The following is a 12,157-nucleotide window of genomic DNA, read 5'->3' on the forward strand; positions in this document are numbered from 1 at the left end:
GCCGGGCGCCGAGTTGCTCGAGACCGACGGGCTGGGCCACCGTCGCATCCTCCGCGACCCACGCGTGGTCGCCGCCGCCACGGTCTTCCTCGGCGCGCACGCGGCGGCTCGCCGGCGTGAGGACGCGCCGATCCCGGTGAGATCATGGGAGGAGGCCTCCGCGGCCCCTCCCAGGCCCACCCCCCACCTCTCGGGTTGGGCGGGTGGGCCCGCGGGCAAGCCCGCGCTCGGAGTGGAACACTGACCCGCGGCAGCTCAGCGAGGGGTTCGCGCGTGGTTACTCCGACAAGCTCCGAGGAAGTGGGTCGGAGTAACCCGGCGCCGCCCCGTGATCGGCCGTGACGGGGGATCAGTCAGCCAGGCGGTCGGCTTCGGACTCGTCGCGGAGGAGCCCGTACTCCCGGAGCTTGTTGTAGAGGGTCTTGTAGTTGATTCCCAGGATGCGCGCCGCCTGGGCACGGTTCCAGCGCGTTCGTTCGAGCGTGCGCATGATCAGGTCCCGCTCGGCCGTCTCGACCGCGTGGCGCACGACATCCTTCAGCGACGTGAGCGACCCCGCCGGCGACACGGGCGCCGCCGCCCGGCCGCGCAGCTCCCCCGGCAGGTCCTCGCGCGTAATGGTCCCCTCGGCCAGCACGGCGGCCCGCTTGAGGGCGTTGCGGAGCTCGCGGACGTTGCCCGGCCAGGGGTAGGCCTTCAGAATCTCGTTGGCCTCGGGACTCACGCCGCCGACCGGCTTGCCCAGCTCATCACCGATGCGCTTGAGGAAGTGCTCGACGAGCGCGGGAATGTCCTCGGTCCGCTCGCGGAGCGCGGGGACATGGATCGTGAACTCGTTCAGTCGGTGGTAGAGGTCCTCGCGGAACCGCCCTTCCCGGATGGCGTCCTCGAAGTTCACGTGGGTCGCGGCGACGATCCGCACGTCGATCGGGATCTGACCACGGCCGCCGAGACGGCTGATGGCCCGATCCTCCAGGACCCGCAGGAGCTTCATCTGGGTCGAGAGCGGCAGGTTGCCGATCTCGTCGAGAAACAGGGTGCCTCCATGAGCGAGCTCGAACCGGCCCAGCCGCCGCTGGGTTGCCCCGGTAAAGGCCCCGCGCTCGTGCCCGAAGAGCTCGGACTCCACGAGCGTCTCCGGCAGTGCCGCGCAGTCCAGAGGGATGAACGGCCCCCGCCGGCGGCGGCTCAGCGCGTGGACGGCGTGCGCTACCAGCTCTTTGCCGGTCCCGCTCTCCCCGCGGATCAGGATGGTCACGTCGTAGGGCGCGACCCGCGCGATGAACTGTCGCAGCTCTTCCATCGAGTGACTTCCCCCGACGAGATCGTCGGGGTTCGCGCGCTCGCGCATGGCGGCCCGAAGCGTCTGGACTTCGGCTTGAAGACGCCGCGTCTCCAGCGCCTTCTCGATGACGACCCGCACCTCCTCGAGGTGCACGGGCTTGATCAGGTAGTCGAACGCGCCGAGCTTCATGGCGCGCACGGCCGACTCGATCGTCCCGTGGCCCGTGAGCATGACCACCGGAGCGTACTCGTCCAGCTCCCGGACTCGGCGCAGGACCTCGAGCCCATCTCCGTCGGGCAAGCGGAGGTCGAGCAGGGTCACCTCCGGCGGCTGCGCCTCGAAGGCCGCCACCGCGCCCTGGGCCGTCTCGGCGGTGCTGACGTCGTACCCGACCTCGCCGAGGGCGCGGGAGAGGATCCAGCAGATCTCCGGCTCGTCGTCGACGAGCAGGATGCGGGTCTGCGCCATCAGCCCTCCCCGGGCGGCGGCGAGGCCGCCGGCGCGACCGGTGGGTCTCTCGGCGCCGCGGGCAGGATGACCAGGAAGGTCGTCCCGCGCCCGGGCTCGCTGGTCGCCTCGATCGCGCCGCCGTGCTCCTCGATGATCCGGCGAGTGACGGCCAGCCCCAGCCCGGTGCCACGCCGCTTGGTGGTGTAGTAGGGCTCGAAGATGGCCGCCAGCTGCGCATCATCGATGCCGACGCCGGTGTCGGTGACGATGACCAGGAGGTTCCGGTCCTCGGCGTTCCGGGCCGCGAAGGTGAGCCGCCCTCCGCTCGGCATGGCGTCCAGCGCGTTCAGCGCGAGGTTGAGGAAGGCCTGCTCCATGAGGCGCGCGTCCAGCATCACCCGGTGGAGCGGCGGCTCGGCCTCCACGCGCACCTCGACCCCCTGCTGGCCGGCCCGCACGCGGAGGAACTCGGCGACCGCGGTCAGGATCGGCTCGATCGGAGCGGGCTGAAGGCGGAGCTCCAGTGGGCGCGAGAAGCTCAGCAGCCCCTCGAGCGATTCGTCCATCTCGCGCACCTTGCGGTCCGCGGCATCCAGGAGCGTCCGGCGCTCGTCCTCGACCGGCAGGCGGTCGCGAAGGTACTGCACGGTGGTTCCGATGACTGTGAGGGGGTTGCGGATCTCGTGCGCGAGGGCGCCCGCCAGCCGGCCGATCGTCGCATACCGCTCGGCTCGGGCCAGCCGAACTTCCAGCCGGAGCCGCTCCTCGAGCCCGATGGTCGTGGCGCGCAGGAGCCGCGCGTGGCGCACCGCGATGGCGAGCTGCTCGGCGACGGGCCGCAGGAGGCGGACGTCGGCCCGGCGGAAGCGACCGCGCGTGCGGCTCGTCAGGATGAGCGCCCCCACCGTCTCGCGCTCGATGACGAGGGGCAGGCTGAGCTGGGCGCGGGTCCCCGGGAGGTCTCGGATGAACGGCAGCACGGGCCGGACGGCGGCATCGACGTCCGGAACGATAGCCGCCCGCCGCGGGCGCAGGACGCCACCGGTGACGGTCTCCTGGAACTCCTGAGACCAGGGAAGGGTGTGGGGCTCCTTGCCGGCCTGGCCCACCATCACGCGGCCGTCCTCGCCGCTCTCGTCGACCACGATGATGGCCGAGGCGTCGAAGGCCATGATACGGCGGAGCTCGCGGGTGACGACCCGGAAGATCTCCTCGAGCGAGAGGCAGGCGGAGATGGCCTTGCCGATTCGACGCGTCGCCCACACCTGCCGTTTCCGCTCCCGGAGGTCTTCGCGAAGGCACACGTTCACGACCGGAACGCTGGCGAGCTCGGCCAGCTCGGCCAGGAGACCGGCGTCGGCCTCGGCGAACGGGCGTCCCGGCTCGAGCCGGGCGACCCCCAGGACCCCGACCAGCTCATCGGCGGGCTGGAGGGGAACCAGGACGGCAGCGGTCACGGAGTCGTCCCGGAAGATCTCGCGGGGAAGCGCGAGCGGGGCTGGGGGAGCACAGACCGGGGCCATGCCCATGATCCGCTCGACGTCGCTCTGCGCCAGCGTCCGCCGCGGGCCTCGTCGGCTCAAGACGCGGCGGGCCGCGCGAAGCTCGAAGTCCTCACGCCGGTGCCCGCCGAACCAGAGCCCACCGACGTCCCCGCCGACCAGGCTGACGGCCAGACCCAGTAGCTCCTGGCTGATCTCGTCGAGGCTTCGCCCGGGCTTGGCGAGCCGGAGCAGCTGGCGCGCGTGCCCGACGTGGGCTTCGGCGCGGCGGACCTGCTGCCGCGCGAGATCCCGCTCGGCCAGGAGGGCGAAGACCGGGGCCAGGAAAGCCGCGCGGGCGCGCGTGTCCGCCGACACGCCGGGTCCGGCAGGTCCCAGGAGCACGAGGGCTCCCCGAACTTCGCCGCCGAAGGCGAGTGGCACGGCGAGGGCGACGGGCCAGTCCGGCGTCACCGGAGACTCCGGTGCCAGGACCGCCCCCGGCGCCGTCGGCCCGCCGCTGACGCGCCGGGCCAGCGCGAGGATGGACGGATGTTCGACGGGCGCCCGGGCGGGGACTGCGCCGATCAGGCGCACGTCCCCGTCAGCGGCCAGGAACAACGCCCCGCCCTCGCCCGGGGCGAGCGCAAAGGCGAGGAGGTCCTGCATCGCTCCGGCGCCCGGACTTCCGAGGGCCTGACGCAGGCCCTCGGCCAGGTCCAGGGGCCACGTCATACGCCTTTATTGTCTCACGTGGAATGGGTCAGGGGCACGACAGGCGCACGGGCAGCCCGAGGCGGCGCAGGAGTGCCGCCGCGAGGAGGCGGAGGTTGCCCCGGAGGCTGCGGGTCGCCGCATAGAGGCGGTCGAGCGCGAGTCGGTCAGACCGGCGGAGCGGAGCGGGAGCGAGGCTGGCCAGACTCACGAGCCCCGGCGGCGCCAGAGGCAACTCGGCCCGGGCGACCAGCGCATCCCACTCGCTCGGCGAGCGCGGGGTGGTGCCGACCCAGTGAAGGTCCCCGCGGAGAACGTTCCACAGATGTGGCGCCCGGGTGAGGCCGAGGCGACGCAGGAGCCGCCCCACCGGCCCGCGCACGGTGACCCGCAGCAGGCGCGCCACGCCGCCACGGGCCCCGACGACCGGGCGGGTGCGGAACGGCCGCCCCCGCGTCTCGAGCGCCAGGGCCGCCAGGATCGGCAGCCAGATGGGCAGGCCGATCAGGAGAAGGGCCGCCGCGATCCCCCGCCCCGACAGGCTCCCCGGGGAACGCCGCAACGGGGCGCGGGTGTCCCCCAGGATCCGCGGATCCCGCACGCTGACCCAGGCGCCGCCACCCGGCTGGCCGAGCCAGTCGCGGTCCACGATCGCCCGGCTGAGGCTGAGGCCGCGGCCGACGTAGGTCCGGGCCAGGAGCACCGAGCTCTGGACGCCGGAGTGCGCCCCCACCATGACGTCTTCGCCGACGACCGTCGCCTCGATCGTCGCCCCCCGGCCGATGACGGCGTTGGCGCCCACCAGGACGGGCGGGATGAGCCGCGCCGCCGGGTGGACCATCGCCCCATGGGAGACGAAGACGCCAGGCTGGACCTCGAGGCCCGGGAGGACGAGGCCCGAGAAATCCCCGGCGATCGCCCGCAGGTTCGCCACCCGGAGGTCCTCCGGCGTCCGGACGAAGAGGCCGGGCTCGTCGGTCAGATAGCCGGTGACCATCTGACCGGCAGCCAGCAGGCGCGGCACCAGGTCCCGCACGAGGTCGCAGGGCTCACCCGCCGGCACGAGGGCGAGCGCGGCCGGCTCGACGATCGCGAGCCCCGTCAGTGCGCAGCGGACCGTGTCGGGTGAGGGGGTGGGCATCACGCATCCCTCGTCGTCCAGATCGATCTCGGCAGCGTCCGTTTCCGCGGGTGTCACGAGGAGGGTCAGCGCCGATCCGCGGAGCTGATGGAAGGTCGTCGCCTTCGCGAGGTCGGCGGTGGTCAGGGCCGTACCGGCCGCGAGGAGGACCGGCTCGGTCCAGCGCGCGACGATACGACGGGCAGCCCCCGCGGTGCCCAGCGGAGACCGTTCGAGCACGTACCGGAGTCGGAGACCCCACCGCGTGCCGTCTCCGAGCCAGGCCTCCAAGGGGTAGGGGCAGTGATGGAGCGCGAAGGTGACCTCGCTCACCCGATGGCGGCCCAGGTGCTCGAGGAGATGCTCCACGATGGGGCGGTTGGCCACGGGCAGCAGGGCGGCCGGCCGATCCAGCGTGAGGGGCCGGAGGCGCGTGCCGCTGCCACCCGCCAGGATGACCGCGTTCATCTCACCGCTCGTCCCGGTCCGGGTGACGTCTACGCCGCGTGCTCGGCGCGCAGACTCGCCGCCAGCTGGTTCATCATGGGCACGAGGTGCGGCGCCCCGAGGATGCGTACCCGCCGCTCGCGCGCGAGCTCACGGAGCCCCCGGGACAGCACCTCGAGGCCGAAGGTCTCGACGACGGTCAGCGATGACAGATCGAGGACGATCTCCCGCCCGTCAGGAGGCGTCCGCGCGAGAACGTCGAGGGCGTGGCAGGCCGTCGAGCCGTCCACCTGGCCCTCGAACTTGAGGACGTGCTGCCGGTCGCGTTCGCGCCGGCGAACCCGTAGCCGGGGAGGCATGGTGGCGTCCTCCTTTGCGACTAACCGACGGCGCGCCGCTCGGCGAGCGGCACCGATCGGGTCCGGATCCGGCCCAACAGGCGGCGGGACGCGGTGGGTGCCGGGCTCGCCTCCCGAGCGGCGGTCAGGGCCTCAGCGGCCGAGGCCAGGTCGTCATGCACGTCGAAAAGCAGGTGAAGCTGCATGATCTCGAGGAGGAGCCGCGCCTCGGGGCCGAGATTCACCAGGCACACCTCGCCTCCCCGTCGCTGCACGTCGCGGAGCAGGGCGACCAGGGCGGAAAACCCGCTCGAGTCCAGCCGGCGGACTCCGCCGAGGTCCACGGCCACCAGCGGAGCAGCGACGGGCGCCAGCATGAGCCGGCTGCGCCGCAAGAACGCGCCCGCCGTGGGTACCGTCAACTCCCCTTCGACGGCCATGATGGTCACAGAACCGATCTGACGGGACATTACCTGCATAGCGCCATCTCCTTGACCCGGGTCAGCATCACGGTCAGGCGGCGACCGCAAGGCGCCGCTTGTGTTCCTGCCTGAGGCGGCCGAGCGCTTCCGGCACGGACAGCGCCCGGGGCGCGAGCGTGTCGAGGCCCGCCCGCTCGAGCAAGCCACTCACGCCCGGAGATTCCACGAACACGACGCCGCCCCCCGTCGCACGGGTCCAGCCCACGAGAGCCACGAGCTCACCGAGCACGGTCGGCGCCAGATAGGTCACGTCCGCTGCGTCCACGACCAGGCTGACCGGGGCCCCGCGGATCTCGCGTATCGCGTGGCGCAGCGCCGGGAGCTCGGACGCGTCGAGACGGCCGGCCAGGGACAGGACGAACCCTCCGTCCCGGGCGCGACGCACCCGAGCCCGGCCGGCGGCGCCGCGGCGAGCTCGCCGGGCGGCGCGGTGGGCGGAGGCCAGCTGGGCGACCAGGCGCGGCCCCACCACCGCCGCGTCGAAGAAGTACCGCCGCCACAGGCGGCGCGGCTCCGCGCAGAGCCGCCACAACCATTCCAGGCCGACGGCCTGGAGGGTGGCCGGCGCGCGGCGGACGCGCCCGGCGACTAAATCGAAGGTCCCCCCCACCCCGATGGCAACCCGGGCGCCGGTCTCGGGGAGGTACCGCGCGATCCAGCGCTCCTGTTTGGGCGCGCCGAAGCCCAGCAGCAGCGCGTCGGTCCGGGCCTCGCGGATCCGAGCGCAGTACGCCGCGTTGTCCCAGTCCTCGATCGGCGCGTAGGGCGGCGTCTCGATCCCCACGACCGAGGCTCCGGGGTACCGGGCGCAGAGGCGACGGGCCGCCTCCTCGGTGGACTGCGGCGGGCCCATCAGGAAGATGCGGTAGCCTCGGCGAGCCGCCAGCGCGAAGAGGCTCGGGACGAGATCGGCGCCGGTGACCCGCTCCCCGACCGGCGCCCCCAGCAGGCGACTGGCCCAGCAGAGCGGCATGCCGTCGGCCGTGACCAGGCTGGCGTCCTGCAGGATGCGCAGGAAGTCCGGGTCGCGGCGGGCCAGCGCGAGGAAGCTGACGTTGGCCGTCGCGATCTGGTGCGACTCGCCCGAGGCGAGCGCCCGGTCGATCCAGTCCAGAGTGTCGGCCATCCCGAGCCGCGCCAGCGGGACGCCCAGCAACACCGTACGCTCCACGGCGGTCATGAGGCCCCCTTGCCGGAGATCACGGCCGGGATGGTTCGGACCAGGATCGCCAGATCCATCGCGAGCGTCTGCCGCTCGATGTACTCGACGTCGAGCCGCACCTGCCCCTGGAAGTCGATGAGGTTTCGGCCGGACACCTGCCAGATGCAGGTGATGCCGGGCGTGGCCAGGAGGCGACGGCGCTGGGCGGGATCGTAGAGGGCGACCTCCGAGGGCACCGGCGGTCGCGGCCCGACCAGTGACATCTCGCCCCGCAGGACATTCACGAGCTGCGGCAGCTCGTCGAAGGAGAGTTTGCGGAGGAGACGCCCCGTCCGCGTGATCCGGGGGTCCTTGCGGATCTTGAACAGGATCCCGTCGGGCATCTCGTTCTGGGCGAGGAGCTGCGCCTTCAGGGCCTCGGCGTTCGGCACCATCGAGCGGAACTTGAACATCACGAAGCGGCGCCCGAACTTGCCCACGCGCACCTGGCGGAAGAAGATCGGTCCGCCGTCCTCGAGCTTGATCGCCACCGCGAGGAGGATGAGGAGCGGCGCCAAGGCCATCAGGAGCGCGGTGGCGCCCGCGATGTCGATGATCCGCTTGAGCCACGGGCCCATCGCCACGCGGAGGCGCCAGGCCGCCCGGGTGGCGGCGATGTAGGCGAGATCCCGGCGGCGCGCCCAGCCGAGCCCGCCGCCGGCCAGGCGCCGATGTGTTTCGCGAAGGAGGCGCGCGCGCTCTGCCGTCACGCCGCTTCCGCCTTGTCGGGCACGGCCGCCACCCGCCGGGGCGTCGGGACCCATTCCCGCGAGCCGCCCGCGGCGACCAGGATGCAGTACCAGACCTTGGCCACCGCGTAGAGCGGGCCATAGACGGCCAGCGCCGCGTAGGCCCGGACGGGCACCCGGGCCAGGGCGCAGCCGGCCAGGACGTAAAAGGTCTGTCCGGCCAGGAGCGCCGCCCACAGGGCGGCGGGGAGGCCCGGGCCGCCGGCCAGCCAGATCAGGGCGTGCAGGGCCGCCATCCCGGCGGTGCCGGCCGCCAGGAGCGCGAAGGGTGGGGTCGTCAAGTCGAGCGCCGCGTCGAGGTGGAGCCAGGCGCGCTGGCGCCAGGCGGCGCGGAGGAGCGCGCCGAGGTGCCGGCGGGCCAGGGCGAACCGCCCGCCTTCCCAGCGGAGCTCCTGGCTGCGCGCCGTCTTCATCGTGGGCTCCATGATCGTGGAGACCCGCGCCGACGGCGCGAAGGTGACTCGGATGCCCTGGGCCAGGAGGCGGAGGTGGTACTCGTGGTCCTCGGCCACCGAGCTCGTCTCCCACGGCACCTTGCGCAGAACCGCCCGCGTCAAGCACATGGCGCTGCCCTGGAGGTCGGCCGATCCGCCGAGCGCTTGCCGTCCGGCGGGCCGCAGGTAGTGGATGAGGGCCATGTCGGCAGCCATGAGGGCCGTGCGCCAGCTCTCGTTCGGGTTCCCGACCGCGGAGTACCCCTGAACGACGCTCGCCCCGGTCCGCAACGCCGCGGCGAGCCGCGTCAGGAGGTCCGGCGCCGGCCGCGTGTCGGCGTCGAGGATGACGAAGGCGTCGTGGCGGCGCTCGGTGGTGAGCCGGGCCAGGCCCCAGGCCAGCGCGTGCCCCTTGCTCCGCCGCACCGGATCCGTCCGCTGGAGCACCCGGGCCCCGTGCGTCAGCGCGACCGACGCCGTCGCGTCGTCACAGTTGTCCGCGATGACGATGACCTCGTACCGCGCCCGCGGATAGTCCAGGGCGGCCAGGGCCGAGAGCAGCCCGGGCAGCACGGCGGCCTCGTTGTGGGCCGGCACCACCACGGCGAACCGATCGCGGGCGGGACCCGCCGGACTCCGGGGGTGACGCGCGGTCAGCGCCGCCACCGTGATCAGGACCAGATACCCGGTGAAGAGGGCGGCGACGGCCATGAGCGGAAGCTCGAGGAGCCACATGGCTCTGCCCCTACCGGGCCCGGCCGGGGACGGCCTCAGGCGCTCTCACGCGAGTCCCCATCGTTCGTGTTCCGATAGCCGTAGCCGGCATAGAAGTACCGATTGCGCGACAACCGGACGTCGTTCAGCACCACCCCGAGGATCCGGGCCCCGATCGTGTCGAGGCGGTCCCGGGCGAGCTGGACGGCCTCCACCGGGGTGGCGTGAGCGCGGACGACCAGGAGCACGCCATCCACGAGCGTGGCGAGCACCGAGGCGTCGGAGACCGCCAGGACCGGGGGCGAGTCGATGATGATCCGCGGGAACCGCTCGCGGAGCCCCGCCAGGAGCGTCCGGGTCCGGTCGGACGAAAGCAGCGCCGCCGGATCGGGCGGCTTCGGCCCCGCCGGCAGGAACGTGAGGTTGGCGACGCCGGTGGTGAGGAGCGCCACCTCCGGGGGTAGCCCCCGGTAGAGGATGGACGACAGCCCGACGGCGGCCGGCTCGAGCCCGAAGGCGCGGTGACACGACGCTCGGCGGAAGTCCGCGTCGATCAGCAGCACCGTCTCGCCGGCTTCCGCCAGCGTGACGGCGAGGTTGACGGCGTTGAACGACTTGCCTTCCTGCGGCTCCGAGCTCGTCACCAGGATCGTGCGCGGCGTCTCCAGGACCCGGCTGTGGAGGACCAGGGCTCGAATCGACCGGAACGCCTCGCCGGCGATCTGAGCCGGCCAGGACATGGTCTCATCCGGAATCGCGCGCGCGGGGAGGTCGTCCACCGTCGGGAGCATCCGGCGCGTATGGGCCCGCACCGCCGGGACCGTGCCGACGTTCGGCAGGCGGATGAGCATGCTGACGTCGCGCGGCGTGCGAAGCGTGTGGTCTCCCGCCTCGCGGACGAAGGCCAGGGCGATGCCGCCGATCAGGCCGCCGACGGTGGCCAGGAGCAGGTCCCGGGTCCTGTTCGGGCTGGCGGCCCGCAGCGGCCGCCGGGCCGGGTCGGCGATCTTCACGTTGGTCACCCGGAGCTCGCCGGCGAGCTGGACCTCCTTGAGCCGCTTCATCAGGTCCGCGTACACGGTCTCGGTGGTCTCCGCCTCCTTCTTGAGGAGCTGGAGCTGCATCTGGCGCGCGTGCTGGCCGATGGCGAGCTGCCGCTGCTGGTCCAGGCGCCGGCCCAGCTCGGTGGCCCGCCGCGTGGCCGCCTGGTACTCCTGCTCGACCGCCTGCTTGGCCTTGTTGATCTCGGTGTCGAGCCGCAGCTTGGCCAGCGAGGCCTCCGCCTCCAGCTCGATCATCTTCGGATGCTGCGGTCCGTAGACGGTGCGGGCGCGCGCCACGTCGCGCTCGAGCTTGGTGTACTCGCCCTTGAGGTTCCGGACCAGCTCGCTCCCGAGAGCGGCGACCAGGGTATCCGGGTCGGCCGACGCCAGCACGCGGTAGCGCGCTTCTTTCTGCATGCGCTCGCTCTCGGCTTCGGTGTAGGCCCGGTTCTGGTCGTCGAGCTGCTGGAGCACGAACTCCGTCTTGCCCTCCCGCGTCGGGACGAGGTTGTGCTGCTGGACGAACTGCTGGATGGCTCCGCTGGCCTGCTCCGTTCGAGACTTGAGACCGCTCAGCTGGCCCTCGAGCCACCGGCTGGCGGCGTCGGAGGTGTCCTTCCGCTGGGCGTTCGTCATGGAGATGTACTCGCTGGCCATCTGGTTCGGGATGAGCGCCGCCAGCTCGCGATCGGGAACCCGCGCCGTGATGCGCACGAGCCGGCTGCGCTTGACCGGCTCGACCTTGATGGCCTCGTCCAGGTCTTCGAGGAATTCTTCGGCATCCGGCATCTCCGGCGGCTTGGTCCGGAGGTTCGGCACGTACGGGGCGAGCCACGCGAGCAGGCGCTCGCTGCGGCGCATCCCGGGGGCGAAGGCCGAATGGTTCCGAAGGTTGAGCGACTGCTCGACACGAGCCAGCAGGGTCTTGCTGCCGATCAGCTCGAATTGCGTCTGGTAGTAGGCATCGAACATCCGCTCGGTGGAGGCGTCCTCCGCCGGGGTCACCTCCGTGAAGGAGACCACGCGGGGCCGCTCGGGGTCGATCTGGAGCACCGTCGAGGCCTCGTACATCGGGCGGGCCGTGAAGGACCAAGCGGCCACCACCGCCACGACCACGATCGTGAACCCGAGGATCAGCCACCGATGGGTGACCAGGATCTCCCAGATGCTGCGAGCAGGCCGCTCGCCGTCCAGGGGGACGGCCTCGATATCGACGATCCGCCGGCCCGGCAGGGCGGCGACGGCACGGTGCGGAAACTGCTGCATCCTGGTCTCCTTGTGCTCAGGGAGCGATGCCGATGCTGAAGATGCCCTTCAGGAAATCGAGGGTTCCGTACGCGGCCACCTTCGCGCCGCTGGCCGGCACCACCACCACGTCCTGTGCCTGCAGCGGCACGTCCTTCGTCCGGTCCCCCGCCATCACCGCCTTGAGGTCGATCCCTCCCATCTCCCGCCGCTCCCCTGTCGGAAGCGTCCGGATGATCTTCACCTCACCCCCCGCCCGCTTCGTCACCCCCCCGGCCTCCGTCAGCGCCTTCGACACCGTCGTCTCCCGCCGCAGCGTGTACGCCCCCCGCTTCTCCACCTCGCCCGCCACGTAGTAGGCGTTGGCCTCCGGCACGTACACCGCGTCCCCCGCCTCCACCACCACGTTCTGCCGCGGGTCTCCCGTCCGCATCAGCGTGTCCAGGTCCACCGC

The 12,157-nt window shown here is 72.4% G+C and carries 10 protein-coding genes; all 10 read right to left on the reverse strand.

The genetic code is table 11. The annotated features are described in order from the left end of the window. Positions 1-349 precede the first annotated feature (349 nt). Positions 350-1,753, reverse strand: coding sequence for a sigma-54 dependent transcriptional regulator (locus VGW35_25725; protein ID HEV8311076.1), 1,404 nt, complete (start codon positions 1,751-1,753; stop codon positions 350-352). Beyond that, the gene (locus VGW35_25730; protein ID HEV8311077.1) at positions 1,753-3,951 is read right to left on the reverse strand and encodes an ATP-binding protein; all 2,199 of its coding nucleotides are present in this window, start codon (positions 3,949-3,951) and stop codon (positions 1,753-1,755) included. The genes VGW35_25725 and VGW35_25730 overlap by 1 nt, the downstream gene beginning before the upstream one ends. A gap of 28 nt (positions 3,952-3,979) precedes the next feature. Then, positions 3,980-5,518 (reverse strand): sugar phosphate nucleotidyltransferase, encoded by a 1,539-nt coding sequence (locus tag VGW35_25735; GenBank protein HEV8311078.1) that lies wholly within the window; start codon positions 5,516-5,518, stop codon positions 3,980-3,982. Between the two features lie 29 nt (positions 5,519-5,547). Continuing rightward, entirely contained in the window at positions 5,548-5,856 is a 309-nt protein-coding gene (locus tag VGW35_25740; protein ID HEV8311079.1) for an STAS domain-containing protein, read from the reverse strand. A gap of 20 nt (positions 5,857-5,876) precedes the next feature. After that, complete coding sequence (locus VGW35_25745; protein ID HEV8311080.1) at positions 5,877-6,314, reverse strand: STAS domain-containing protein; 438 nt, start codon at positions 6,312-6,314, stop codon at positions 5,877-5,879. Positions 6,315-6,348: 34 nt separating this feature from the next. Further along, positions 6,349-7,497, reverse strand: coding sequence for a WecB/TagA/CpsF family glycosyltransferase (locus tag VGW35_25750; protein ID HEV8311081.1), 1,149 nt, complete (start codon positions 7,495-7,497; stop codon positions 6,349-6,351). Continuing rightward, positions 7,494-8,228: a sugar transferase gene (locus VGW35_25755; GenBank protein ID HEV8311082.1), complete on the reverse strand. Its 735-nt coding sequence runs from the start codon at positions 8,226-8,228 to the stop codon at positions 7,494-7,496. Before VGW35_25755 ends, VGW35_25750 begins: the two co-directional genes overlap by 4 nt. Further along, complete coding sequence (locus VGW35_25760; protein HEV8311083.1) at positions 8,225-9,436, reverse strand: glycosyltransferase family 2 protein; 1,212 nt, start codon at positions 9,434-9,436, stop codon at positions 8,225-8,227. The genes VGW35_25755 and VGW35_25760 overlap by 4 nt, the downstream gene beginning before the upstream one ends. A 35-nt stretch (positions 9,437-9,471) precedes the next feature. Next, positions 9,472-11,724, reverse strand: coding sequence for a polysaccharide biosynthesis tyrosine autokinase (locus tag VGW35_25765; protein ID HEV8311084.1), 2,253 nt, complete (start codon positions 11,722-11,724; stop codon positions 9,472-9,474). Between the two features lie 16 nt (positions 11,725-11,740). Continuing rightward, positions 11,741-12,157: SLBB domain-containing protein (locus VGW35_25770; GenBank protein ID HEV8311085.1), on the reverse strand; the 417-nt coding region annotated here is incomplete at its 5' end.

The sequence above is a fragment of the Candidatus Methylomirabilota bacterium genome, assembly GCA_036005065.1.
GTDB lineage: Bacteria > Methylomirabilota > Methylomirabilia > Rokubacteriales > DASRDR01 > DASYQW01.

Excerpts from the sequence above, each read along its gene's own strand:
- VGW35_25760 (HEV8311083.1), bottom strand. The coding sequence starts at position 9,436 with ATGTGGCTCCTCGAGCTTCCGCTCATGGCCGTCGCCGCCCTCTTCACC.
- VGW35_25745 (HEV8311080.1), bottom strand. The coding sequence starts at position 6,314 with ATGCAGGTAATGTCCCGTCAGATCGGTTCTGTGACCATCATGGCCGTC.
- VGW35_25765 (HEV8311084.1), bottom strand. The coding sequence starts at position 11,724 with ATGCAGCAGTTTCCGCACCGTGCCGTCGCCGCCCTGCCGGGCCGGCGG.
- VGW35_25730 (HEV8311077.1), bottom strand. The coding sequence starts at position 3,951 with ATGACGTGGCCCCTGGACCTGGCCGAGGGCCTGCGTCAGGCCCTCGGA.
- VGW35_25725 (HEV8311076.1), bottom strand. The coding sequence starts at position 1,753 with ATGGCGCAGACCCGCATCCTGCTCGTCGACGACGAGCCGGAGATCTGC.
- VGW35_25735 (HEV8311078.1), bottom strand. The coding sequence starts at position 5,518 with ATGAACGCGGTCATCCTGGCGGGTGGCAGCGGCACGCGCCTCCGGCCC.
- VGW35_25740 (HEV8311079.1), bottom strand. The coding sequence starts at position 5,856 with ATGCCTCCCCGGCTACGGGTTCGCCGGCGCGAACGCGACCGGCAGCAC.
- VGW35_25750 (HEV8311081.1), bottom strand. The coding sequence starts at position 7,497 with ATGACCGCCGTGGAGCGTACGGTGTTGCTGGGCGTCCCGCTGGCGCGG.